The organism is Neorhizobium tomejilense, from assembly GCF_964254135.1.
GTDB classification, from domain to species: Bacteria; Pseudomonadota; Alphaproteobacteria; order Rhizobiales; family Rhizobiaceae; genus Neorhizobium; species Neorhizobium tomejilense.
In genome coordinates this window covers 564,713-587,121 of the sequence record NZ_CAXUSO020000001.1, presented here as the reverse complement: position 1 = coordinate 587,121, position 22,409 = coordinate 564,713, and the positions used below count along the sequence as shown (strand labels likewise).

The 22,409-nt window shown below is 61.1% G+C and carries 23 protein-coding genes and 2 pseudogenes; 9 read left to right on the top strand and 16 right to left on the bottom strand.

Features of this window, described 5'->3' with window-relative positions; all coding sequences use genetic code 11:
• Window positions 1-93: 93 nt before the first annotated feature.
• Window positions 94-753 (top strand): glutathione S-transferase family protein, encoded by a 660-nt coding sequence (locus ACSQ3G_RS02945; RefSeq protein WP_436108982.1) that lies wholly within the window; start codon window positions 94-96, stop codon window positions 751-753.
• 4 nt (window positions 754-757) lie between these two features.
• Here the strand turns inward: ACSQ3G_RS02945 and ACSQ3G_RS02940 are convergent, their stop codons facing one another.
• A complete protein-coding gene (locus ACSQ3G_RS02940) occupies window positions 758-1,654 on the bottom strand; it encodes a LysR substrate-binding domain-containing protein (RefSeq protein WP_436108981.1) in 897 nt (298 codons plus the stop codon).
• 102 nt (window positions 1,655-1,756) lie between these two features.
• On the opposite strand from ACSQ3G_RS02940, the gene ACSQ3G_RS02935 reads away from it, so the two are divergent.
• Window positions 1,757-1,957, top strand: a complete 201-nt coding sequence (locus tag ACSQ3G_RS02935; protein WP_436108980.1) for a hypothetical protein — start codon at window positions 1,757-1,759, stop codon at window positions 1,955-1,957.
• A 93-nt stretch (window positions 1,958-2,050) separates the two neighbouring features.
• Here ACSQ3G_RS02935 and ACSQ3G_RS02930 read toward each other — a convergent pair whose 3' ends face one another.
• Entirely contained in the window at window positions 2,051-2,683 is a 633-nt protein-coding gene (locus tag ACSQ3G_RS02930) for a glutathione S-transferase family protein (protein ID WP_436108979.1), read from the bottom strand.
• A 68-nt stretch (window positions 2,684-2,751) separates the two neighbouring features.
• Entirely contained in the window at window positions 2,752-3,108 is a 357-nt protein-coding gene (locus ACSQ3G_RS02925; RefSeq protein ID WP_436108978.1) for a DUF4406 domain-containing protein, read from the bottom strand.
• A 127-nt stretch (window positions 3,109-3,235) separates the two neighbouring features.
• Between ACSQ3G_RS02925 and ACSQ3G_RS02920 the strand changes: the two genes are divergently transcribed.
• The 3 genes and pseudogenes from ACSQ3G_RS02920 to ACSQ3G_RS02910 all read left to right on the top strand — a co-directional run.
• Window positions 3,236-3,991, top strand: a complete 756-nt coding sequence (locus ACSQ3G_RS02920; protein ID WP_436108977.1) for a DeoR/GlpR family DNA-binding transcription regulator — start codon at window positions 3,236-3,238, stop codon at window positions 3,989-3,991.
• Between the two features lie 95 nt (window positions 3,992-4,086).
• Window positions 4,087-4,384: pseudogene (locus ACSQ3G_RS02915) on the top strand (transposase); the annotation flags it as partial.
• Between the two features lie 532 nt (window positions 4,385-4,916).
• Window positions 4,917-5,145 (top strand): annotated as a pseudogene (locus tag ACSQ3G_RS02910) (IS4 family transposase); the annotation flags it as partial.
• A 91-nt stretch (window positions 5,146-5,236) separates the two neighbouring features.
• On the opposite strand, the gene ACSQ3G_RS02905 reads toward ACSQ3G_RS02910, so the two are convergent.
• Window positions 5,237-6,244: an asparaginase gene (locus tag ACSQ3G_RS02905; protein WP_436108976.1), complete on the bottom strand. Its 1,008-nt coding sequence runs from the start codon at window positions 6,242-6,244 to the stop codon at window positions 5,237-5,239.
• Between the two features lie 94 nt (window positions 6,245-6,338).
• Here ACSQ3G_RS02905 and ACSQ3G_RS02900 point away from each other — a divergent pair, with 94 nt between their 5' ends.
• Entirely contained in the window at window positions 6,339-7,076 is a 738-nt protein-coding gene (locus ACSQ3G_RS02900) for a DUF3750 domain-containing protein (protein ID WP_436108975.1), read from the top strand.
• A 73-nt stretch (window positions 7,077-7,149) separates the two neighbouring features.
• Here the strand turns inward: ACSQ3G_RS02900 and ACSQ3G_RS02895 are convergent, their stop codons facing one another.
• The 5 genes from ACSQ3G_RS02895 to ACSQ3G_RS02875 all read right to left on the bottom strand — a co-directional run bounded on the left by ACSQ3G_RS02895 (window position 7,150) and on the right by ACSQ3G_RS02875 (window position 11,464).
• Window positions 7,150-7,296 (bottom strand): DUF1127 domain-containing protein, encoded by a 147-nt coding sequence (locus tag ACSQ3G_RS02895; RefSeq protein WP_007751079.1) that lies wholly within the window; start codon window positions 7,294-7,296, stop codon window positions 7,150-7,152.
• A 606-nt stretch (window positions 7,297-7,902) separates the two neighbouring features.
• On the bottom strand, window positions 7,903-8,184 hold the full coding sequence (locus tag ACSQ3G_RS02890) for a helix-turn-helix domain-containing protein (protein WP_436108974.1): 282 nt from the start codon (window positions 8,182-8,184) through the stop codon (window positions 7,903-7,905).
• A 13-nt stretch (window positions 8,185-8,197) separates the two neighbouring features.
• The gene (locus ACSQ3G_RS02885; RefSeq protein WP_436108973.1) at window positions 8,198-8,509 is read right to left on the bottom strand and encodes a type II toxin-antitoxin system RelE/ParE family toxin; all 312 of its coding nucleotides are present in this window, start codon (window positions 8,507-8,509) and stop codon (window positions 8,198-8,200) included.
• 46 nt (window positions 8,510-8,555) lie between these two features.
• Complete coding sequence (locus ACSQ3G_RS02880) at window positions 8,556-9,557, bottom strand: NAD(P)H-quinone oxidoreductase (RefSeq protein ID WP_436108972.1); 1,002 nt, start codon at window positions 9,555-9,557, stop codon at window positions 8,556-8,558.
• 101 nt (window positions 9,558-9,658) lie between these two features.
• Window positions 9,659-11,464, bottom strand: coding sequence for a bifunctional diguanylate cyclase/phosphodiesterase (locus tag ACSQ3G_RS02875; RefSeq protein ID WP_105401921.1), 1,806 nt, complete (start codon window positions 11,462-11,464; stop codon window positions 9,659-9,661).
• 494 nt (window positions 11,465-11,958) lie between these two features.
• Between ACSQ3G_RS02875 and betC the strand changes: the two genes are divergently transcribed.
• The 3 genes from betC to betA all read left to right on the top strand — a co-directional run bounded on the left by betC (window position 11,959) and on the right by betA (window position 16,846).
• On the top strand, window positions 11,959-13,482 hold the full coding sequence (betC, locus tag ACSQ3G_RS02870) for a choline-sulfatase (protein WP_436108971.1): 1,524 nt from the start codon (window positions 11,959-11,961) through the stop codon (window positions 13,480-13,482).
• Window position 13,483: 1 nt separating this feature from the next.
• Complete coding sequence (gene betB / locus ACSQ3G_RS02865; RefSeq protein ID WP_436108970.1) at window positions 13,484-14,947, top strand: betaine-aldehyde dehydrogenase; 1,464 nt, start codon at window positions 13,484-13,486, stop codon at window positions 14,945-14,947.
• Window positions 14,948-15,193: 246 nt separating this feature from the next.
• Complete coding sequence (gene betA, locus ACSQ3G_RS02860) at window positions 15,194-16,846, top strand: choline dehydrogenase (RefSeq protein WP_436108969.1); 1,653 nt, start codon at window positions 15,194-15,196, stop codon at window positions 16,844-16,846.
• Here betA and ACSQ3G_RS02855 read toward each other — a convergent pair whose 3' ends face one another.
• From ACSQ3G_RS02855 to ACSQ3G_RS02825, 7 genes are all read right to left on the bottom strand, one after another.
• Window positions 16,847-17,224 (bottom strand): type II toxin-antitoxin system VapC family toxin, encoded by a 378-nt coding sequence (locus ACSQ3G_RS02855; RefSeq protein WP_436108968.1) that lies wholly within the window; start codon window positions 17,222-17,224, stop codon window positions 16,847-16,849. It lies immediately after the preceding gene.
• The gene (locus ACSQ3G_RS02850; protein ID WP_436108967.1) at window positions 17,218-17,433 is read right to left on the bottom strand and encodes a ribbon-helix-helix domain-containing protein; all 216 of its coding nucleotides are present in this window, start codon (window positions 17,431-17,433) and stop codon (window positions 17,218-17,220) included. Before ACSQ3G_RS02850 ends, ACSQ3G_RS02855 begins: the two co-directional genes overlap by 7 nt.
• 58 nt (window positions 17,434-17,491) lie before the next feature.
• Window positions 17,492-17,962 carry a DUF6644 family protein gene (locus tag ACSQ3G_RS02845; RefSeq protein WP_436108966.1) on the bottom strand — a complete coding sequence of 157 codons (471 nt, stop codon included), beginning with the start codon at window positions 17,960-17,962 and terminating at the stop codon, window positions 17,492-17,494.
• 7 nt (window positions 17,963-17,969) lie between these two features.
• Complete coding sequence (locus ACSQ3G_RS02840; protein ID WP_436108965.1) at window positions 17,970-18,353, bottom strand: DUF6152 family protein; 384 nt, start codon at window positions 18,351-18,353, stop codon at window positions 17,970-17,972.
• A gap of 102 nt (window positions 18,354-18,455) precedes the next feature.
• Window positions 18,456-19,817: an AcvB/VirJ family lysyl-phosphatidylglycerol hydrolase gene (locus ACSQ3G_RS02835; protein WP_436108964.1), complete on the bottom strand. Its 1,362-nt coding sequence runs from the start codon at window positions 19,815-19,817 to the stop codon at window positions 18,456-18,458.
• Window positions 19,814-21,133 carry a phosphatidylglycerol lysyltransferase domain-containing protein gene (locus ACSQ3G_RS02830; RefSeq protein WP_436108963.1) on the bottom strand — a complete coding sequence of 440 codons (1,320 nt, stop codon included), beginning with the start codon at window positions 21,131-21,133 and terminating at the stop codon, window positions 19,814-19,816. Before ACSQ3G_RS02830 ends, ACSQ3G_RS02835 begins: the two co-directional genes overlap by 4 nt.
• Window positions 21,134-21,367: 234 nt before the next feature.
• Window positions 21,368-22,405 carry a sulfate/molybdate ABC transporter ATP-binding protein gene (locus ACSQ3G_RS02825; protein WP_105418864.1) on the bottom strand — a complete coding sequence of 346 codons (1,038 nt, stop codon included), beginning with the start codon at window positions 22,403-22,405 and terminating at the stop codon, window positions 21,368-21,370.
• Between the last annotated feature and the right edge of the window lie 4 nt (window positions 22,406-22,409).

Here is a 22,409-nt window from a genome sequence, read left to right as displayed (position 1 = left end):
ATCGAAAACTTTCATGATCGTCCAACGCGGATTGGTCTTCCGTTTTGGGCGGCCTGCCCGTAGCTTGCGCTCGCATTTCCTGGAGGGACTTTAATGCTGAAAATATATGGTGTTTACCGTTCGCGCGCCACGCGGCCGCTGTGGCTCATCGAGGAACTGGGTATTCCTTTCGAACTTATTCCGATCATCCAGGGCTACCGCCTGCCCGAGCCGATGGCATCGGGCGCCCCGGTCAACACGCTGTCGCCGGAATTCCTGAGCATCAACCCGATGGGCTCGATCCCGTCGATGGACGATGACGGTTTCGTGCTGCACGAGTCGCTGGCGATCACGCTCTATCTCGCCCGCAAATACGGCGGCGACCTCGGCCCGAAGGATATTGCCGAGGAGGGCCAGATGGTCCAGTGGTCGCTGTTCGGCGCGACCAGCGTCGAGACGCCGGCCCTGAAGATCTCCGCCACGATCGCCGGCGGAAGGGCGGAAACGGAAGAAGGCAAGGCCGACATCGAGGTTGCGGCCCGCACCCTAAAGCGGCCCTTCGACGTGCTCGAAAAGCACCTTTCCAGGAACAGCCACATGGTCGGCGGCCGTTTCACCGTGGCGGATATCAATGTCGGAGAAGTCGTGCGTTATGCGCAAGGATATGCGCCGCTGCTCGACAGCCGCCCGGCCTTGAAGGCCTGGATCGAGGCCGCCCAGGCCCGCCCCGGCTTCAAGGCAATGTGGGACAAGCGGACCGCCGAACCGGCGTAACGCTTTACTTCCGGCTTTCCGTGAGCGGCGGCAGTTCCGTCTTCAGCCAATCCCGGAAAGCCCTCACCTTCGCCGGCACCCGAGCGCCGGCGCGGGTGACGAGGTAATGCCCCATGCCGGTGCGTGCCCGGATCGAAAACGGCTCGACCAGCCGCCCCTGTTCCAGCGCGTAGGTCGCCAGCGTATGCCATGCGAGCATCACGCCCTGCCCCGCAATCGTCGCATCGAGGCAGAGCGAGGCATCGTTGAACACATGCCGCGTCGCCATGCCGGCGCCGGACAGTCCCGCTTCGTTCAGCCAGATCTCCCAGGAAAACATCGATGGGCCGTCGATGATCGCCGGCAATTTCAGGATATCCTTCGGCTCCTTCAGCTTTTCGGCAAGCGCCGGCGAGCAGACCGGAAAGACCGTCTGCTCGATCAGCAGCTCCGCATCGACGCCCGGCCAGGTGCCCGGCCCGACGCGGATGCCGAGATCGATATCGTCGACACCAAGATCGGCGAGCCTGGTCGTCGCGTCGATGCGCAGGCGGATTTCCGGGTGCAGGCTCGAGAACCGATCGAGCCGGTGGACGAGGAACCGTGCTGCAAACACGGGTGCGACGGAGATGGTCAGCAGCGCATCGTCCTGCCGCCTGCCGATCGCCACCGCTTCGGACAGCGCATGGAATCCTTCGCTCAATCGGGCCAGCATGGGCCGCGCCGAATCGACCGGCATCATGCCCTTCGGCAGGCGTTGAAAGACCGGCTGGCCGAGTTGGGCTTCGGCCTTGATAACCTGCTGGCTGGCGGCACCCACCGAGACGCCGAGCTCGTCGGCAGCCGCCTGCAGCGAGCCCAGGCGTCCGACCGCCTCAAGAGCCCGCAAGCCGTTGAGATGCACGAGGTTGAGATTGCTCATATAGCTTTTCTATAGTCTAGCGCTCAAGAACTCAATTGAAAAGCCGGGCGGCAAGGCCGATGTTACGTCTGCAAATGGTCACATATTTGCGAGGTAACGGTCATGGCACCGCTGAAGATTTTCTTGAACTTGAAAGCCTGGTTGGAAACGACCGAAACATTGACGGACCTGCAGTCGAACGACCCGTTCCGTCATCCCGATGTCCGCGCGATGGACCTGCGGCAACTCGCCGACCTGCCCTTCCCGCGCCCGTTTCAAGCCGATACGAACTGCAATAAGGCGCCTCTGGCGAAATGCGCCTGACGCTCCGATGATTCGCTTCCCGCCCCAAGGGCGGATCATGTGGCCGGCGTGAACCCGTATTTAGGCGGAAGAACTTGCCGCCGTCTTCCGGCATTAGACCGCGGTCGTGGCAGCCTGTTCGGCCAGGGCGCGCTGAACGGCGGGACGCTGTTTCATCCGCTCGTAGTGCGCATTGACCTTCGGAAAATCCGCACGGTCGAGCTTCATGTTGGCGAGCCAGTCGGTCATCAGGTAGAGATAGGCGTCGGCGACCGAATAGGTTTCGCCGAGCACATAGGGACCTTCGAGCAACGAGTCCTCGATCACCTGAAAACAATCGTGGAAGACCTTTGGTGCCTTGGCGGTCATGTCGTCGAAGGAGGACTGGTTGTCCGCCCAGCGATAACCGCGGCGCCAATGGGCGTAAGCGACATGCACTGTCGAGGCGATATAGGCGTTGAACGCCTGCATCTTGCTGAACAGGAACGGGTCGTCGAGCGGTGCGAGCTTTGCCTCGGGTGCGACCTGGGCGATGAAGGCGAGGATCGCGACGGACTCGGTGATGATCCCCCGGTCCGTTGCGAGTGCCGGGACGCGGCCCTTCGGATTGATCTTCAGGTAGGCTTCCGACTGCTGTTCCTTGTCGGCGAATTTCACCCATTTGATCTCGTAGGGAAGACCGGATTCGGCAAGCGCGATATGGCTGGCCAGTGAACAGGCGTTGGGCGAAAAGAACAGCGTATACATGAAAATCCTCCTTTGGACCGCGTGTGTTCTAGCACGGTTTTTTCAGGCCAGAAGTCTCAAACCGCCGGTCAACTGACACCGGGCACGTCTTCCAGCCGATGCCAGACCGGAATGCCGCGTTCGTTGGCGATCCGGACGTCGTTGTCGGCGCCCTTGGAGGCACCCGGCAGGCGCAGGACGCCTTCGCAGAGCTGCAGCAGACGTCCCGCGACCGGGTGAAAGATTTCCTCGTACAGGTCGTCGCCCACATGTTTTCCGCCGGCTGCATGCCAGACCGGCAGCGCCACCCATTCGCCGATCATCGGTACATGGCCGGTCTTGAACAGCGCATGCGACGGCGCTTCGAGCCGTTTCAGGTTCTCGGCCATCTTCTCAGGGTCGTCTCCGGTGCCGGAGCGATAGGGGCCAGCGATCAAAATCAACATCTTCGTTTCTCCAAACTTGTCCGCATTCATCGCGGAATTGCACGAATATGCAGGAAATGCTTTACATCGTTCACATTTTCAGGCATATTTGCGCTTATTCATGCAATTTCGTGCAGAGTCAAGAGCCATGCTGACAACCCAACGCAAGAGCCTCATCCTCGACATGCTGCGCCGGGAGGGGCAGGTCGTCGCCAAACGGGCCGCGGAAGAGTTTTCGCTTTCGGAGGATACGATCCGGCGGGACCTTCGGGAGATGGCAGCGGAAGGCCTGCTGCGGCGGGTGCATGGCGGGGCTATGCCCATCTCTCCCGACCTGCCGGATTTGTCCGCCCGGCGGGCGGTGTCGTCAGATGTGAAGCAGCGGCTCGGCAGGGCGGCGGCCGATATGGTGAAGCCGGGCCAGACAATCTTTCTGGACGGCGGCACCTCGACTGCGGAGATCGCCCGCGCCCTGCCCCGCGACTTCGCCGTGACGGTCGTCACGCACAGCCCGACGATCGCGGCGGAACTCGAACACCATCCGATGGCGGAGGTGATACTGATCGGCGGGCGGCTCTACAAACATTCAATGGTCGCGACGGGTGCAGCGGCAATGGCGCAGATCGCGCTGATGCGGCCGGACATCTTCTTCCTCGGCGTCACCGCCGTGCATCCGGCCCGCGGACTTTCGACCGGCGATTTCGAGGAGGCGGCGATCAAGCGCCACATCGCCGCCTGTTCCTCAGAGACGATCACGCTCGTGACAGTGGAAAAGCTGGATGCGGCCTCGCCGCATGTGATCATGCCGGTTTCGGCATTGTCGGGCATGATCGTGCAGGAGGGCATCGACAAGGAGCGGCTGGCGTCCTACAGGGCTTTGGGGATGCGTGTGATCGAGGTTTAGTTCGGAGCGCGAAATCGGACGTAGCCGGGCACAAGCAACGTCTTTTCACCGCCGTATGCGCAGGGGGCCACCATCCCCGCCGTTATCCTCTTCCTCACAAGCGACGCTGGGCGATCGAACTGTTCTTCCGCTGGGTCAAGCAGACCCTGAAAATCCGCCATTTCCTCGGCACCTCCGAGAACGCCGTACGCATCCAGATCGCCGTCGTCCTCATCGCCTTCCTGCTCCTGCGCATGGCCAAGGACGACCAACACCGTCCAAGGCCCGCTCGCCTTCGCACGCCTCGTGCGCGCAAACATCATGCACCGCAAAAGAACAGACCAACTCCTCAAGCCGCCTCCCGACACGCCGACAGACCAAAACCAAATGGTCTTTACATGGTCAGCAATTTAAACCGGACAGGAGCGGACTTGACCCGAGGATGATTGAGCGTGGGTAAGCCCCTACGCTTTTCTATTCTCTTTCAACAACGAGTTTCCGCAGGACACCGCGACTGTCAGGAACCTGGACTTCGATAGCTTTGCTCTTATTTCCGGGTCTCGCCTTGTCACAAATTGCGATCGCAGCCCTCATGAGGCCTCTGTCAGTCACGCGTTCTCTGTCAGTGGGTATAATTGGCTTGAAAGTATCTGTGGCTTCTCTCGCCGATTTCCATGTCATCTGGAAATTACATCCCCTCATCACAAGATCCCGAAAGAAGTGTTGAATAAGCGGTCGACCGTCAGCGGTAATGCCAGTTGGAGTGCAGCTTGCAACGGCGAAAGAAAGCGCGGCAGCGCCAATAAAGCGAAATTTCATTGTCCCCATCCAATTGATCAATCCCCGCGAGCACTAGAGGCGGAATATTGGTAAAGTCAATCGGAGGTTGGTGGAAACGCGGTTCCAATCTTTGTCATCCCGGGCCTTGAGCCACTGCTGTCCGGTCCTCGGCACCTCCGAGAACGCCGTACGCATCCAGATTGCCGTCGTCCTCATCGCCTTCCTGCTCCTGCGCATGGCCAAGGACGACCAACACCGTCCAAAGCCCACTCGCCTTCGCACGCCTCGTGCGCGCAAACATCATGCACCGCAAAAGAACAGACCAACTCCTTAAGCCGCCTCCCGACACGCCAACAGACCAAAACCAAATGGTCTTTACATGGGCCGCAATTTAAACCGGACGGCAGTGGGCTTGACCCGAGGATGACGGAGTGCGGGCAAGCTGGCCACTCCAATTGCCTTCCGCCGAAAACAGTCTAGCCGATCTCACGCAAACAGCGCGTCGGTCACCCTCACGTCACCCACATGGATGCCGTTCCAGTTCTTCATCGGCTTGTTGGCCATCGCCATCAGCTTGGCGTGCACCTCGCCGCCCTTTTCGAAATAACGGGCGATGAGGGCGAAGATCATGGCTTCGGCGGCGCGGGTGGTGCCGTCCTCGCATTTCACCGCCATGGCGATGCCCTGGTCCGGCAGCGCGGCGACGAAGACGCCTTCGGCGCCGGTCTTGGCAAAAATCTTACCGGGGGCGACTTCCATCAGCTTGGTGCAGGCGCGGTTGGTGCCGGCGACGTAAAAGGGCTCGGCCATGCAGGCATCCATCAGCCGGCGCGAGGCTTTGGCACGTTCGGCCGACAGGGTGCTGCCCGTCGCCATCTTTGCAAAACCGTGGGCGAGGCCCTTCAACGGCACCGCATAGGTGGGGATCGAGCAGCCGTCGGTGCCGCAATTCTGGTGGCCGATGATGGCGCCGGTCAGGGTTTCCATCGTGCCGCGGATTTCGGCCTGCAGCGGATGGTCGTAATCGACATAGCCTTTCAGATTCATCCCCGTGTGGACGCAGGTGCAGACGAAGCCGGAATGTTTGCCGGAGCAGTTGTTGTGAAGTGCCGTCGGCGCCTCGATAGTGCGGGCCTGATGGATCAGCACCGCCTGTTCCGAGGACCAATGGGCGCCGCATTCGAGCGCGCTGTCGTCGCGGCCGGCCTTGCCCAGCATCGAGGCGGCCATCGCCACATGCGCGTCCTCGCCGGAATGGGAGGCGCAGGCAAAGGCCAGTTCCCGGTTTCCGAAGCCGTAAGCATCCGCCGCACCGCTTTCGATGAGCGGCAGCGCCTGCATCGCCTTGCTGGCGGAACGGGGGAAAACATGCGCGTCCGCCTCGCCGAACGAGAACAGCACCTTGCCGTCGCCGTCCACCACGGCGCCGAGGCCGCAGTGACGGCTTTCGACCAGATTGCCTCTAGTAACTTCGACTGTAACGGGGTTTTGCATGGTCTGTCCTGAAAATGCCGGTTTCAATGTGCCTATCGTCTGGCGATATCACAGGCTCTTAAACGAGTCCGGCGGGATTTTCATGGGGGACGGTATGAAATCGATTAAGCGGTTGTTTCTGGTCATCTTCATCGTTTACCTGGTTCCGACCTTCGCGTCGGCAGGGTTGTGGGCGATGAAGGAGCGACCGTCGGGCTGGCGCGATGCGCGATGGTCCTCGGCGGGCATCCTGCCGAAGCCCGAGACAAGCAACGAAGCGGCAATCTACGTCTTCTCGGCGATGACGGGAGGCATGAAGGGCGCGGTTGCAAGCCACGCCTGGATCGTCTTCAAGGAAAAAGGCGCGAAAACCTATACGCGTTACGACAAGGTGGGCTGGGGCAGTCCGATCCGCCGCAACGGCTATTCGCCTGACGCCTACTGGTATTCCAACACGCCGCAGCTCGTCACCTCGGCAACCGGCTCGAAGGCGGAACTGCTGATCCCCAAGATCGAGGGCGCGATCGCCGCCTACCCCTATGCCGAGCCGGGCGGCTACACGATCTGGCCGGGGCCCAACTCTAACACCTTCGTCGCCCATGTGCTGCGCAGCGTGCCGGAGCTCGATGCCGTGCTGCCGCCGCACGCAGTCGGGCGCGACTATCTGCCGGACGGCGAATTCATTCATGTGGACGACGACTGGCGCGACATACACCTGACCGTGCGCGGCCTCATCGGCCTGTCTGCCGGTTTGCGCAGCGGGTTCGAGATACACTTCCTCGGCCTGGTCGCAGGCCTCGATATCGCCAATCCCGGCATCAAGGTGCCGGCGCTCGGACGGATCGGGATTTAAGATGGCAGCTATGCATGAAATGCAAAACGCCCGCGGATGCGGGCGTTCGACATAAATAGATGTCAGATGGCGATCAGAAGCCGACGGCCTGACGCGCAACCCGGCGGATATCGCCCTGGGCGATGCCGAGATCATTGAGTTCGCGCGGTGTCATACGGCCCAGTTCGGCAACCGTCTGACGATACTTGCGCCAATTGTTGAGAGTGCGTGCGACGTTCATGATGGTTCCCCTTTCCTGGGATTTTCGAAGCCCAGCTGCCAGTCCCTGGCGCTCTCGTTTGCTTCGATGACGCTTATATAAGCTCATCAAACGTGCACTGAAAGCGCCCACTTGGCAGGCCACCTATGCGATGGGCGCATAGGTATTCGCAAATTAGAAATAATGAAAAATGAAGAACCGCCGGCCGTCATTAAAGCGGCTTTGAATGAAGGGCCCTAAAATGGAAAAGGGCCGCTCGAGGCGACCCTTCCATGAGTTTGGTCCGGTTCAACGAACCCGGGGCGCTTCGTGAGCTCCCCGAAGGAAGATGATGTTCAGGCCGAGGGTTGCCCCGTCAAGACCGCCACCTTTCCATTGCCCGTTACACAGACCGAAATCTCACTAGACATTGGACCACCTTCCTTTCACTACGTTGATGATGATTAAAAGGTAGGGGCCAAAGCCTGAGTCTGCAAGCCACGTTATATAAACGATCGCGAATTTAATTGAGTTGCGGAAGCGGCCTTCCGTCCCTAAAATTCGCCAGCTTCGATCGAGGCAGATTCTCCCCTTCAGCTCAACGTCACCACGATCTTGCCGATTTCCGTCAGCTTGCGGGATCGGAAATCAGGCTGCGTCCGCGATATCCAGCCGCACGGAAAGCCCAACTTTCCCAGCCAATTCAACCAGTGCGTCCAGACTGAAATTTGCGATCCTGCCCCGCAGCAAGTCGTTCAGGCGCGGCTGGCTGATGCCGAGGCGAGCCGCGGCATCCTTCTGAGTCACATTCCAGTTCCGGACCTTCTGCTCGATCGCAATCAGCAGGGCCGAACGCATAGACATATTGGACGCTTCCGCCGGGGTGTCTTCCAGCGCGTCCCAGACATTTGAAAAGCTCTGACGTTCCATAGGTCCAATCCAATCAGATCTGCCGAAGACGCGCGGTGGCGATATCCAGATCCCGCTTTGCCGTCTGCTGCGTCTTCTTTTGAAACGCATGCAGGACGTAGACGGCATCTTCTATTCTGGTCACGTAGATGATGCGAAAAGCGCCCGCTTCGTCGCGGATGCGGATTTCCCGCACACCCGCTCCGATCGTCGTCATGGGCTTCCAGTCGCTCGGCTCAAGGCCGAGTTGAATTTTATGCAACTGGACGCCCGCCTCCTTACGGGCGACCTCCGGAAAGTCCCGCAGGCGATCCAACGCATCTCCAAGAAATTCCAGTCGCTTCACATCGGTCCACGATTTATATCAAAACAAGTATATCTCTGCAAGGCGACTATGCAAGCCTCACCACGATCTTGCCGATATGGCTGCTGGTTTCCATCAGCTTGTGGGCCTCGACGACGTCTGCGAACGGCAGGACGGAGTGGATGACCGGAGCGACCGTTCCGTCCTCCAGGAGCGGCCAGACCTGGGCCAAAAGATCGTCGCGGATGGCGCGTTTTTCGTCCGCGGTGCGCGGGCGCATGGTCGAGCCGGTGACCGTCAGGCGCTTGACCATGATCGGTGACAAGTTGACCTTTTCGGCGATGTTGCCGCCGAGGAAGGCGATGATCGACAGGCAGCCGTCCTTGGCGAGAACCGAGAGGTTCTTTTCGAGATAGGCAGCACCGATCATGTCGAGCACGACATCGACGCCCCGGCCGCCGGTTTCCGCCTTGATGACTTCGGCAAAATCCTCGGTCCTGTAGTCGATGCCTCTTATGGCGCCGAGCTTTTCGCAGGCCTCGCATTTTTCCCTGGAGCCGGCCGTCGCATAGACCGTCGCGCCGAACGCCTTGGCGAGCTGGATGGCAGTCGTGCCGATGCCGCTGGTGCCGCCGTGGATCAGCACGCTCTCACCTTCGGTCAAGCCCGCCATCTGGAACAGATTGGCCCAGACGGTGAAGAAGGTTTCCGGCAGCGCCGCGGCTTTCACTGCGTCAAAACCCTTCGGCCATGGCAGAGCCTGCCCCGCCGGCACGGCACAATATTCCGCGTAACCGCCGCCGTTTGCGAGCCCGCAGACCTTGTCGCCGGGCTTGAATTCGCTGACGCCCTCCCCGATTGCCACCACTTCGCCGGCTATTTCCAGGCCAAGGATCGGGCTTGCGTCCTTCGGCGGCGGATAGACGCCCTTGCGTTGCTGCACGTCCGGGCGGTTGATGCCGGCCGCCTCCACCCTGACCAGGATTTCGCCCGGCCGCACCGCCGGCAGCGGCCCCCTGGCAATGGTCATCACCCCCGGCTCTCCGAAGGACGGCAGATCGACGAAACGCATTTCGGTGGGAAGCGGCATGGCGGGACTCCTCTCAGTGCGGCCACCGACGGGATCGGTGATAGGCCTCCTGACTTAGGATAGTCGCCCTGCGATAGGAAGGCGGCGTTCCGCCGCCTAGGTCATTTTGTCTCGCCGAAACTTGCGAAAACCAGACCGCCATCGCTTTCCTTGGCTTCCGCCTTGACGGCGGCGATCTCCGAACCGATGCGGCCGACATCGTCGAGCAGCAGGCCCTGGGGCAGTTCGAGCACGCCGATCGAGCAGCGCAGCAGCGGGAAATCCCGCTCCGTGCCGGAGCGGTCGTGGCCGCGGATCTTGCCGGCGGCGCGTTCTTCCGGGGAATAGAGTTCGACGACATCGTCATGGAAATCGGAGAGCAGGCGCTCAAGGATTTCATTGAGCTCGTCGCGGGTCCAGCCGCGTACGCCGATGAAGAAATCGTCGCCGCCGACATGGCCGAGGAAATCGCCGTCGGAGAAGAAATAACGCTTCACCAGGGCTGCGAACAGCGAGATCGCATGGTCGCCCATCTGGAAGCCGTAATGATCGTTGAACGGCTTGAAGTTGTCGAAGTCGCAATAGCAGAAGAAGCGGGTCTCGTCGTCGTCGCGGCCGGTTTCCTGCATGAAGTCGCGGATGGCGCGGTTGCCCGGCAGGCCGGTCAGCGGGTTCTGGTCCTGGGCGATCTTCAGCTGCTTTTCGTTGATGACCTTGATCAGCGAGGCGGCGGAGACGACGCCCGCATACCGCATGTTTTCGGTGAGGATGACGCAGGCGCTGTTTTCCATGTTGGCAAACAGGGTCATCAGCTCTTCGGCTTCCGCATCCAGCCCGACGATCGGGGCGCGGTCGACGAAATGCGAGATCGAGCGCTCATAGACCTTGTTCTTCAGGAGATCGCGGCCGAAGGGCTGATAGATATATTCCTTGAGATGGTATTCGTTGATGACGCCGCGCGGCTCGCCGTTTGCATTCAGCACCGGGAAGAAAGCCTGGCGCGGATTGCGGCGGAACAGGTCGAAGACGCTGTCGATACTCTGGTTCTCATAGACGGTCGGCAGATGTTCGATCTGCTTGCGGATGAGGATTTCGTCAAGCGACTGGCTGGAGCGACGGGAACGGCCGATATCGGCGAGATAGGGGAAGGACGGCTGCAGCTCGGACACGAATGTCGTCGGCCGGGCAATGAACCAGCCCTGGACGAGATCGACGCCGTATTCGCGGCAGACGAGGAATTCCGCCTCCGTCTCGATGCCCTCGGCGATGACGCGGATGCCGAGCACATGGGCGATGCTGACGATGTTCTTGACGAGGTGGCGCTTGCGCGGGTTCTTGTCGATGCCGGCGACGAAATGGCGGTCGATCTTCAGGTAATCGACCGGATAGTCGCAGAGCAGTTTCATTTCGCCATGGCCGACACCGAAATCGTCGATCGCCAGCTTGAAGCCTTCCTTCCGCATCTGGGTGACCAGATCGGCGAACTCCGGCACGCTGGTATTGTCGAAACGCTCGGAGAATTCGAAGCAGACGGAAGACGGAGCGATATTCGCCTTGCGCAGGTGCTGCACGACCTTTTCGAGGAAATGTTTGCCGTGGCGGATCAGCCGGACGTCGAGATTGAGAAACAGGGTCTGGGACGAAAAATCCGGCAGGCTGGCGAATTTCGCCAATGCCCGCGTTGCCATCATCTGTTCGAGTGCCAGAAGCTGGTTGGTCTCCTGGGCCTCATCGAGCAGTTCGAGCGGTGACGAGAACCCGATCCGTTCCTGGCCGCGCAGCAGCGATTCATAACCGAAGACGGACCCGGTGCCGACCTCGACAATCGGCTGAAAGGCATTTTCCAAAACCAATTTGGCCAGAGTGACGAGCTGATCGCTCGCATACCGACGGAAAACGCCCGGTTCCAAGATGGCCGCAGACGACATTACTCATTACTCCACTGCGCAATGGCCTAAAACATGCCTCAACACGAACGTCAGGTTCCCAGCAATTGGTCAAAAATACCTTTCCCGAACATGAAGGCTGGATGAAAGTTTTGTGACGATGAAAAGCATTTTTATACAAGATTTTAGAGACTTAGCGGCAACCTTTGCGTGCCTCATGGCTTGGCCGCAAGCGCGACCGCGATCAGGGCCCAGCCCTGCATCGTGAGGTCGATCGCGAGGCCAGAACACGACGTGGTCCCAGCCCTTCAGCTGGAAGGCGTGGACGAGATAGGCGATGCCTCCGACCGAACGTCATGACCGATCCCTTTTGCCAGAACCTCACCCTAACCTACGGAATAGGATGTGGAGCAGGCGTGATCCGGGTGAACGGCGCGCTTTTGCGACAGGAAGGTTCGCAATCGCTTCTTGATTGCCAAGACGATCGAAAATAACTCACTCTGGAGACTATGCCGCCCGCGAGGAAAATGCCTGCCATGACCAAACCCAATATCCTCATCGTCATGGTCGACCAGTTGAACGGGACGCTGTTTCCCGATGGGCCGGCTTCGTTCCTGCATGCGCCGAACCTCAAGGCGCTCGCCGCGCGGGGTGCCCGGTTTGTCAACAACTACACGTCGTCGCCGCTCTGCGCGCCGGCGCGTGCCTCGTTCATGGCGGGCCAGCTGCCGAGCCGAACGCAGGTCTATGACAATGCCGCCGAATATGTTTCGTCGATCCCGACCTTCGCCCATCATCTGCGCCGCGCCGGGTATTACACGGCACTTTCGGGAAAGATGCATTTCGTCGGGCCGGACCAGCTGCACGGGTTCGAAGACCGGCTGACGACCGATATCTATCCGGCCGATTTCGGCTGGACGCCGGATTATCGCAAGCCGGGGACAAGGATCGACTGGTGGTATCATAATCTCGGTTCGGTGACCGGCGCGGGTGTCGCCGAAATCACCAACCAGATGGAATATGACGACGAGGTCGCCTTTCTCGCCAACCAGAAGCTCTATCACCTCGCCCGCGAGCGGGACGATGCGGAGCGGCGCCCCTGGGCGCTGACCGTCTCCTTCACCCATCCGCACGACCCCTATGTGGCGCGGAAGAAGTTCTGGGATCTTTACGAGGATTGCGAGCACCTGCTGCCGGAAGTCGGGCCGATCCCGCTCGAAGACCAGGACCCGCATTCGAAGCGGATCATCTTTTCCTGCGACTACAAGAATTTCGACGTAACGGAAGAAAATGTCGGCCGTTCGCGAAGAGCCTATTTCGCCAACATCTCCTATATCGACGAGAAGGTCGGCGAGCTGGTCGACACGCTGACGCGGACGCGGATGCTGGACGACACGCTGATCCTGTTCTGCTCCGACCATGGCGACATGCTCGGCGAGCGCGGGCTGTGGTTCAAGATGAACTTCTTCGAGGGTTCGGCCCGCGTGCCGTTGATGATCGCCGGTCCCGGCGTGCCCACGGCCCTGCATCTGGCGCCGGTCTCCAACCTCGACGTGACGCCGACGCTCTGCGACCTCGCCGGCATTTCAATGGACGAGATCAAGCCCTGGACGGACGGCGAAAGCCTCAAGCCGATGATGGAGGGTGTTCCGCGCACGAGCCCGGTGCTGATGGAATATGCCGCGGAAGGCTCCTATGCGCCGCTCGTCGCCATCCGCGAGGGCAAATGGAAATATGTCCATTGCCTGCTCGATCCGGACCAGCTGTTCGACCTCGAAAGCGACCCCAAGGAGCTCAACAACCTTGCCGACGATCCGGAACTTGCCGAAGTGGTTGCTCAGTTCCGGCGCCAGCGCGAAGAGCGGTGGGACATGGGTGCCTTCGACGCGGCGGTGCGTGAAAGCCAGGCGCGGCGATGGGTGGTCTACGAAGCACTGCGCAACGGCGCCTATTACCCCTGGGACCACCAGCCCTTGCAGAAAGCGTCGGAGCGCTACATGCGCAACCACATGAACCTCGACAATCTCGAAGAGTCCAAACGCTACCCGCGCGGAGAATGAGATGAAAGCCCAGCCGATCGCCAGCCATTTCATCGATGGCGAATATGTCGAGGATACCGACGGCACCGTCATCGAAAGCCTCTATCCGGCGACCGGAGAGGTGATCGCGCGGCTGCATGCGGCGACGCCCGCGATCGTCGAGAGGGCGATTGCGGCCGCCAAGCGCGCCCAGCCGGAATGGGCGGCGATGAGCCCGACCGCCCGCGGCCGCATCCTCAAGCGCGCCGCCGACATCATGCGGGAGCGCAACCGCGAGCTTTCCGAACTGGAGACGCTCGATACGGGCAAGCCGATCCAGGAAACCATCGTCGCCGACCCGACATCGGGCGCCGACAGCTTCGAATTCTTCGGGGGTATCGCAGCGGCAGGACTCAACGGCAGTTATATCCCGCTGGGGCAGGACTTTGCCTATACGAAACGGGTGCCCTTGGGCGTCTGCGTCGGCATCGGCGCCTGGAACTATCCGCAACAGATCGCCTGCTGGAAAGGTGCGCCGGCGCTGATCTGCGGCAATGCCATGGTGTTCAAGCCCTCGGAAAACACGCCGCTGGGGGCACTGAAGATTGCTGAGATCCTGATCGAGGCCGGGTTGCCGAAGGGGCTCTACAACGTCATCCAGGGCGACCGGACGACCGGGCCTCTGCTGGTCAACCATCCGGATGTCGCCAAGGTGTCGCTGACCGGCTCGGTGCCGACCGGTCGCAAGGTGGCGGCGGCAGCAGCCGGGAGCCTCAAGCATGTGACGATGGAGCTCGGCGGCAAGTCGCCGCTGATCGTCTTCGACGACGCGGATATCGACAGTGCGATCGGCGGAGCGATGCTCGGCAACTTCTATTCGACCGGCCAGGTCTGCTCCAACGGCACCCGCGTCTTCGTGCAACGGAGCATCAAGGAGACATTCCTCTCCCGCCTCAAGGCCCGCACGGAAAACATGGTGATCGGCGATCCGATGGACGAGGCGACCCAGATCGGACCGATGGTCTCCTTCGACCAGCGCCAGAAGGTGATGAGCTATATCGAAAAGGGCAAGGTCGAGGGTGCCACGCTCGTCACCGGCGGCGGCATTCCGAACCACGTCACCGGCGAAGGTTATTACGTGCAGCCGACCGTTTTCGCCGACGTCACCGACGAGATGGCGATCGCCCGCGAGGAGATTTTCGGCCCCGTCATGTGCGTGCTCGATTTCGACGACGAGGCCGAGGTGATCGCCCGCGCCAACGGCACGGAATTCGGCCTTTCGGGCGGGGTGTTCACGTCCGATCTCACGCGCGGCCATCGGGTGGCGGATCAGTTGGAGGCCGGGACGCTGTGGATCAATACCTACAATCTCTGCCCGGTGGAAATCCCCTTCGGCGGCTCCAAGCAATCCGGCTTCGGACGCGAAAATTCGCTGGCGGCGCTGGAGCACTATTCCGAGCTGAAGACTGTCTATGTGGGCATGGGCAAGGTCGAGGCGCCGTATTGATGTTCACCACGGCTGTCGTCGCGCAAGTCCGCCCCCCTCTGGCCTGCCGGCCATCTCCCCCACGAGTGGGGAGATTGGCTGGGGGCGCAGGCTTCCCCAAACAACAGGCGCAGCGACTCGGCCCGTGGTCAATTTGGCGGGAAGGTCGGGCCAGTTGTGATCTCCCCACCCGTGGGGGAGATGGCCGGCAGGCCAGAGGGGGGCTGGCACGGCACGACCTCAAAAAGATGTCTGGAGAACGCTGACATGCTTCAGGCAGATTTCGTCATCATCGGTTCCGGGTCCGCAGGCTCCGCCATGGCCTATCGCCTGTCGGAGGACGGCAAAAATTCGGTGATCGTCATCGAGGCCGGGGGCACGGATTTCGGGCCTTTCATCCAGATGCCGGGCGCTCTTGCCTGGCCGATGAGCATGAAACGCTACAACTGGGGTTATCTTTCCGAGCCCGAACCGAACCTCAACAACCGCCGCATCACCGCGCCGCGCGGGAAGGTGATCGGCGGGTCGTCGTCGATCAACGGGCTTGTCTATGTCCGGGGCCACGCCGAGGACTATAACCGCTGGGAGGAACTGGGAGCGACCGGATGGGCCTATGCGGACGTGCTGCCCTATTTCAAGCGCATGGAGCATTCCCATGGCGGCGAAGAAGGCTGGCGCGGCACGGACGGGCCACTGCATGTAAAGCGTGGGCCGATGACCAATCCGCTCTTCCATGCCTTCATCCAGGCGGGCTCCCAGGCCGGTTTCGAGATGACCGAGGACTATAACGGCTCGAAACAGGAAGGTTTCGGGCTGATGGAGCAGACGATCCATAACGGCCGGCGCTGGTCGGCCGCCAACGCCTATCTGCGGCCGGCGCTGAAGCGCAAGAATGTCGAACTGATCTATGGGCTGGCGCAGAAGATCGTCATCGAGAACGGCCGCGCCGTCGGCGTTGAAATTTTTCGCCGCGGCGTCAACGAGACGATCAGGGCCAACCGCGAGGTGATCGTCTCGGCCTCCTCCTTCAACTCCCCGAAACTGCTGATGCTGTCGGGCATCGGGCCGGCGGACCATCTCAAGGAGATGGGCATCGAGGTGAAGGCCGACCGGCCGGGCGTCGGCGCCAACCTGCAGGACCATATGGAATTTTATTTCCAGCAGGTCTCGACCAAGCCGGTCTCGCTCTATTCCTGGTTGCCCTGGTTCTGGCAGGGCGTGGTCGGCGCGCAGTGGCTGCTGTCGAAGGGCGGCCTCGGCGCCTCCAACCAGTTCGAGGCCTGCGCCTTCCTGCGCTCGAGCGCCGGTCTCACGCAGCCCGATATTCAATACCATTTCCTGCCGGTGGCGATTTCCTACGACGGCCGTGCGGCAGCGAAAAGCCACGGGTTCCAGGTGCATGTCGGCTACAACCTGTCGAAATCGCGCGGAAGCGTGACGTTGCGATCGCCCGATCCGAAGGTGGATCCGGTGATCCGCTTCAACTACATGAGCCATCCCGAAGACTGGGAGAAGTTCCGCCACTGCGTGCGGCTGACCCGCGAGATCTTTTCCCAGAAGGCATTCGACCAGTATCGCGGGCCGGAAATCCAGCCGGGCGAACAGGTCGAGACCGATGATCAGATCGACGCATTCCTGCGCGAGCACCTGGAAAGCGCCTATCACCCTTGCGGCACCTGCCGCATGGGACGCGCCGACGATCCGCTTGCGGTGGTCGATCCGGAATGCCGGGTGATCGGCGTCGAGGGCCTGAGGGTCGCGGACTCGTCGATCTTCCCGCATGTGACCTACGGCAACCTCAACGGCCCCTCGATCATGACCGGAGAGAAGGCAGCCGATCATATCCTCGGCAGGACGCCCCTGCCCCGCAGCAATCAGGAACCCTGGGTCAATCCGCGGGCGATGGTGAGCGATCGGTGATCAGTGGCGCAGAACGTAAGGTACGCGAATTCCCGGCAGATTTGCAGGAAAGTCCTTCGTGTTCCTTGTGACGAGCAGCATTGAATGAATATCCGCGCTCGCCCAGATGATCGCATCGGGAAGCTTCATCTTGTGCTTCTGGCGAAGGGACACAGCCCTTTCGGCAACTGCATCGTCAAGCGCGATGATATTCAGGGCATTGAGGAATTCTCGTGTTGCCGCAGCCAGATGTGGAGGCACCCCGACGAGCACTTCCATCCATGTCACAATGCTGATGCTTGGATTTTCGTACCGTTCAAATTCCTCACGCCCTTCGGATACGGAATTCAAATAATCGACGACAATATTCGTATCGAGAACGGCGCTATCGCTCACCATTCATCGCGAACTTTTTGCTGAAAGTCCAAGCCATCGACGATGCGATTACCCCACAGGCCGAAAGCTTCGGCTCTTTTTTGCTTGTCACTTTTCTGCAGAAAATCGTGCACGGCACGCTCGATCAGGACAGATCGAGATATGTTCTCCTTCTGCGCCAAACGGTCCAATGCCTCGACTTCAGCATCCGGCAACTCAACAAGGGTCTGCAAGTAAACCTCCACGGTCACAGTCAACCGATAATACTCAAAATGACGCGACGAAACCAGTCTACAAAAAACCGATCCATCTGCCGGCGATCACCGCGCTTATCCAGATCACGATCGAGAGGATGGCGGAAAACCGAAGTGCCGTCGTCGGCGCGTTGCCGGCCAGCACCGTCCGCCATCCGGAATTGAAATGAACAACGGCAACGTTCAGGAGCCCCAGGGCTACCAAGCCGAGTTTGGCGAGGAAAGCCGGGTTGCGGACATATTCCAGCGGCCGTACCGAGAACAGGCAGAGGCCGGTAACGATGGCAATCAGGACGCCGGCGCCGGCGAGGCGTGACAGGTAAGGCGCGATTGCGGCAAGCGGGACGACCGGGGCCAGGCCCAGCAGCCGGAGATCCAGCGCCAGAATGGCGCCGAACAGCATGCCGATGCCGAGGATATGCGCGGCGTTGACCAGCAGATAGAGCGTCGACGAGGTGATCAGCGCCCGCGCGAGCGGCGTTTCGACAAGCGACGCGAGAAATTCCATGCCCGCCTCAGTTGGTCTTGATGCGTTCCGGATAGATGTCGAACGTCTTGCCGGAGACGACGATCCGGACTGCCTTCATGCGTTTTTCGCTGCGGTCTTCGGAGCGGTTGCCGGTGGCGGTGATCTGGTCGCCGACCTTGGCCTGTCCTTCGACGAAGCCGGAGCGCTGGGTCTGATTGGGATTGCCGAGTTCGACGCGCCAGACGCCGTCTTCGGCTCTGATCTCGAGCGTCGGATGCGGCGGCGCGAACGAAATCGACTGGATCGTACCCTTGAGGTCTATCTGGTCGGCTTCCGCCCAGGACCAGCCGTGATGGGCAACGGCAGTGCCGGCGAGCGATGCGGCGATCGTGGTGCCGGCTAGAATGCGGGCGATCGAAAGGCGGGGCATGACGGCTCTCCTCTGTTCCGGATCATATGCCGGAGATGTAGGATGCCTGACCGAATAACCAGAGGTTTCACCGTTTCTTGAACGTCAGCCCGCCATCGACTGTCAGTTGGTCGCCATCAGCGCCACGGCCCTGTCGACGATCAGGCGGTTGAGGGCGCGGTAGTCGCCGTCGAAATGGTGGCCGCCTTCGCGGGCGAGAACCTGGGTGCCGCGGATCTCCCGGACTGCCGGGCAGGCGCTGTCATCTTCTTTGAGGCCGTAGATGCACTGGATCTTGGACGGCTCGACCTCGCGAAGATCGTCGACCGGATCGCCGTATTTGCCATGGCCTGCAAACCCCAACCAGCCGGTCACGTTGATCTCGAAATCCGCCTGATGTGACAGCGCCAGAAGCGAGATGAGCGAGATCGCCTGCTTGTCGGCATCCGGCAGCAGCCGGTAGGTGGCCGGCAGGATATCGGCACCGAAGGAATATCCGATCAGCAGGACGTTATCGACGTTCCAGCGTTTGCGGTAGGAACTGATGATACGGGAAAGGTCGGCTGCGGTCTGTTCCGGGGTTCGCTCGCTCCAGAAATAGCGCAACGCATCGACGCCAACGACCGGGATGCCCTCTTCCTTCAGATAGGCGCCGAGCTGCTGGTCGATATCGCGCCAGCCGCCATCGCCGGAATAGATGATCGCCATGGTGTTGTGCTTCGGCGTCGCATGGATCGGCACGATCGGCAGATTGAGCGGCGACGCGGACTGGGCGAGCCGCCGGACGGTGGCCGATGTATTCTCCAGCAGTGCCACATCCGCGCCGCCAGCCGCTTCCCGGTACTCGATCGCGGGATGAGTGTTTTTCAGATTTTCCGCGTGGCGGCGGCCCGCCGCGTCGGCCTCGGAGGTGAAGACGATCCGGACGGGATTGGGAAGATCGCCTTCGGTCAGGCCGTAGACCGTGCCGCCGGTGACTGGCGTCTTCGGCGCCGGAGTGCAGAGGATGGTCGACAGCGGGATGGCTGTCTGCGGGTCGATGGCAAGCGTCTCGGCGATCGTCGAGTCCGGCGTCTGGGCGGCGATGGCGAGCGCCAGCGTAGCGCCGTCGCCAATGCCTGCCACGACCGGCGGATGATAGGTGGCGATATCGGCCGAGCGGTGCAGCTGGCGCGTTAGGTCTTCGATGTCGGAAACCAGATAAAGGCAGTCGCTCCGCTCTTCCTCGAGCGCCGCATAATAATCGCGAATATCCACGCCGACCACCAGGGCACCGTCCCTGACCAGCGCCTCGGACGTCCGCTCCTCGCGGTCCGACCACCCCTCGCCGCCCGAAAGCAGCACCACGACGCCAGTCGCCTTGGCTTCGGGAAAAGAAATCCGGTCGATCGGCAGGCTTTTGGCCTTCAGGGCCGGGTCGGAGACGATATTGACGATGGCAGCGACGAAGGTGATGCCTGCAACAATGATCGGCAGAACCTTCATCTGCGAAGGATGCCCTTCAGCCCGCCGCCGATCAGCATGGTAACGTCGACCAGTGAAACGATTGGCAGGCCACGGCCGGAGACGGCGATGTAACGCGGCTGCCATTCCGGATCGAACTTGTCCTTGAACAACCTCACGCCGCGGAAATTGTAGAAACGCTCGCCATTCTGGAAGATGCGCTCGCCCACGTGGTTCCAGAGCGGCGCCTTGCTATGGGTCGAAAGGCCGGCAAGCGGCGCCATGCCGAGGTTGAGGGTGCGAAAGCCTGCAGCCCTCAAATGCTCCATGATCCGCACGAACAGCAAGACCATCATGCCCTGATGAGCATTTGGCAGGTGGCGCATCAGGTCGATGCAGGCGTCCCCGGCGGAGCCGGTCGAAAGGACGTTGGCGAATGCAACAATCTTGCCCTCAATGCGGATGACGCCAACCGGGCCGGTCGCCACGTATTGAGGCTGGAAGGTTCCGAGCGAAAAGCCTTTTTCCGTGGCATTCTGGGCCGTCAGCCAGGCACGGGAGACGGACCGGAGTTCATCGAGAGCGGCGGGCACGTCATCTGCCTCGATCATCGAAAACTCAAGACCATCGCGAACCGCGCGGTTGACGGCGCGCCGAAGCCTGATCCGAGTGCCACCCTTGAGGTCGAAGTTCGTCAGGTCAACCACCGCCTGTTCGCCGAGCTTGTAAGGCTTCAACCCGGATTCGACGGTGAGCGGCAGGAAATCCGGGGAGACCTGATAGAAAACAGCGCGGCAGCCCGACTTGCGGGCATGTTCCATGAATTTCAGCGTCAGGCCGGACCAGGCGCTGCCGGGGCCGATGGGATCGAACAGCGCCACCCAGGAACGACCCTGCTGGGCGTACATGATGAACGCGTTGCCGCAATCGGAAAAAAGCAGCTTCTTGTCGCCGAGGCGGACGAGACCGGCGCTCGCATTCGGCTGGGTGGCGAGAATTTCGACGGCACGGTTCATTTCGTCGTTCGCCGGCGGCTTGCGGCAGCGCCGCGGGCGCCGCAGCCGGTTGGTGGCAAGCGTGCCGATCAGAAGCGTCAGCGCCAGGCCGGTCGGCGCTTGGATATTGGTGTTCGACAGAAGCAGGCTCCAGCCGAGCCTCACCAGATTTTCCTCGAGGAAAACACTCACGCCAAGTGCGATCACGAACAGAACGAAACCGAAAGACAGGAGAATGCTCGTATCGGGAGTCAAGCGATCAATCAGCACCCTCCCCATAGAGATGGCCGATTGTGCCGACTGTTTTGCGGGCGAGCCGGCGACCGGCTCGGAGGGTTCTTCGAGGTGGGCAATGTCTGCCATAGGTTATCCGTCACGGAAATAAGCGTTAGGCCTGCATTTCGTCAGAGCTTGCGCCCAAAAGGTTCTTACCTGTTCTGTGCCAATCAACAATTGACACATATCAATTTTGAAAAACTTTCCGTGATTAAGGTAAAAACGCCACGCAACAACGGCGCGTGCACTGCGATTTCAGCGGCACCATATATGCCGCAGCGTGTAACGGGCGGCTAACGTCATCTTGAGGCTGCGGAAACGCTATTTGCGGAAAACCTTCCAGCGTGTCGGACGGAAGCGAGTTTCGCTGCCGAGCTCGATCGGCGCATGCAGCGGCACCTCCACCTCGACGTGATACGGGGCGTGGCCGTCATTGGCGATGTCGATCTCGGCGATGCGGGTGCCGGCGAGACGGCGGCAGGCGGTGACCTTGCCGAACAGCGCATCCGGCGCGTCGACAAGCGTCACGTCTTCCGGCCGGAAGAACAATTCCCCTGCCCCGTCGCCCGCCTCTGCAATGCCGATCGGCTGGCCCTGGAAGAGCATGGTGCCGTCTCTTACCTCGACCGGGAGCTGCGAGGACTCGCCGATGAAGGAGAAGACGAAGGGTGAGCCCGGCCGGTCGTAGACGTCGTCGGCCGAGCCGACCTGCTCGATTTTGCCCTGGCTCATGACCACGACACGGTCGGCGAGTTCCAGCGCCTCTTCCTGGTCATGGGTGACGAAGACGGTGGTGTGGCCAGTGCGGTCGTGGAATTCCCGCAGCCAGCGGCGCAATTCCTTGCGCACCTTGGCGTCGAGCGCGCCAAACGGTTCGTCGAGCAGCAGGATGCGCGGCTCGATCGCCATGGCGCGGGCAAGTGCGACGCGCTGGCGCTGGCCGCCGGAAAGCTGGTTCGGATAACGCTTCTCAAGCCCGCCGAGCTGGACCATCTCCAGGAGTTCGGAGACGCGCCGGCGGATTTCCGTCTTCGGCGGGCGGCTGGCGGTCGGCCGGACCTTGAGGCCGAAGCCGATATTCTCGGCGACCGTCATATGCCGGAACAGCGCATAATGCTGGAATACGAACCCGACATTGCGCTCCTGCACCGAATGATGCGAGGCGTCCTGATCGCCGAAGAAGATCTTGCCCGATGTCGGGAAATCGAGGCCGGCGATCAGGCGCAGGAGCGTCGTCTTGCCGGAGCCCGAGGGACCGAGCAGCGCGATCAGCTCGCCGGACGCGATCTTCAGCGACACGTCGTTCAGCGCCGGAAAACGTTCGAATTCCTTGCGGATATTGTTGATGGTGACTTCCATCTAG

Coding starts and splice junctions, on each gene's coding strand:
- ACSQ3G_RS02945 (WP_436108982.1), top strand. CDS start 94: ATGCTGAAAATATATGGTGTTTACCGTTCGCGCGCCACGCGGCCGCTG.
- ACSQ3G_RS02940 (WP_436108981.1), bottom strand. CDS start 1,654: ATGAGCAATCTCAACCTCGTGCATCTCAACGGCTTGCGGGCTCTTGAG.
- ACSQ3G_RS02935 (WP_436108980.1), top strand. CDS start 1,757: ATGGCACCGCTGAAGATTTTCTTGAACTTGAAAGCCTGGTTGGAAACG.
- ACSQ3G_RS02930 (WP_436108979.1), bottom strand. CDS start 2,683: ATGTATACGCTGTTCTTTTCGCCCAACGCCTGTTCACTGGCCAGCCAT.
- ACSQ3G_RS02925 (WP_436108978.1), bottom strand. CDS start 3,108: ATGTTGATTTTGATCGCTGGCCCCTATCGCTCCGGCACCGGAGACGAC.
- ACSQ3G_RS02920 (WP_436108977.1), top strand. CDS start 3,236: ATGCTGACAACCCAACGCAAGAGCCTCATCCTCGACATGCTGCGCCGG.
- ACSQ3G_RS02905 (WP_436108976.1), bottom strand. CDS start 6,244: ATGCAAAACCCCGTTACAGTCGAAGTTACTAGAGGCAATCTGGTCGAA.
- ACSQ3G_RS02900 (WP_436108975.1), top strand. CDS start 6,339: ATGAAATCGATTAAGCGGTTGTTTCTGGTCATCTTCATCGTTTACCTG.
- ACSQ3G_RS02895 (WP_007751079.1), bottom strand. CDS start 7,296: ATGAACGTCGCACGCACTCTCAACAATTGGCGCAAGTATCGTCAGACG.
- ACSQ3G_RS02890 (WP_436108974.1), bottom strand. CDS start 8,184: ATGGAACGTCAGAGCTTTTCAAATGTCTGGGACGCGCTGGAAGACACC.
- ACSQ3G_RS02880 (WP_436108972.1), bottom strand. CDS start 9,557: ATGCCGCTTCCCACCGAAATGCGTTTCGTCGATCTGCCGTCCTTCGGA.
- ACSQ3G_RS02875 (WP_105401921.1), bottom strand. CDS start 11,464: ATGTCGTCTGCGGCCATCTTGGAACCGGGCGTTTTCCGTCGGTATGCG.
- betC (WP_436108971.1), top strand. CDS start 11,959: ATGACCAAACCCAATATCCTCATCGTCATGGTCGACCAGTTGAACGGG.
- betB (WP_436108970.1), top strand. CDS start 13,484: ATGAAAGCCCAGCCGATCGCCAGCCATTTCATCGATGGCGAATATGTC.
- betA (WP_436108969.1), top strand. CDS start 15,194: ATGCTTCAGGCAGATTTCGTCATCATCGGTTCCGGGTCCGCAGGCTCC.
- ACSQ3G_RS02855 (WP_436108968.1), bottom strand. CDS start 17,224: ATGGTGAGCGATAGCGCCGTTCTCGATACGAATATTGTCGTCGATTAT.
- ACSQ3G_RS02845 (WP_436108966.1), bottom strand. CDS start 17,962: ATGGAATTTCTCGCGTCGCTTGTCGAAACGCCGCTCGCGCGGGCGCTG.
- ACSQ3G_RS02840 (WP_436108965.1), bottom strand. CDS start 18,353: ATGCCCCGCCTTTCGATCGCCCGCATTCTAGCCGGCACCACGATCGCC.
- ACSQ3G_RS02835 (WP_436108964.1), bottom strand. CDS start 19,817: ATGAAGGTTCTGCCGATCATTGTTGCAGGCATCACCTTCGTCGCTGCC.
- ACSQ3G_RS02830 (WP_436108963.1), bottom strand. CDS start 21,133: ATGGCAGACATTGCCCACCTCGAAGAACCCTCCGAGCCGGTCGCCGGC.
- ACSQ3G_RS02825 (WP_105418864.1), bottom strand. CDS start 22,405: ATGGAAGTCACCATCAACAATATCCGCAAGGAATTCGAACGTTTTCCG.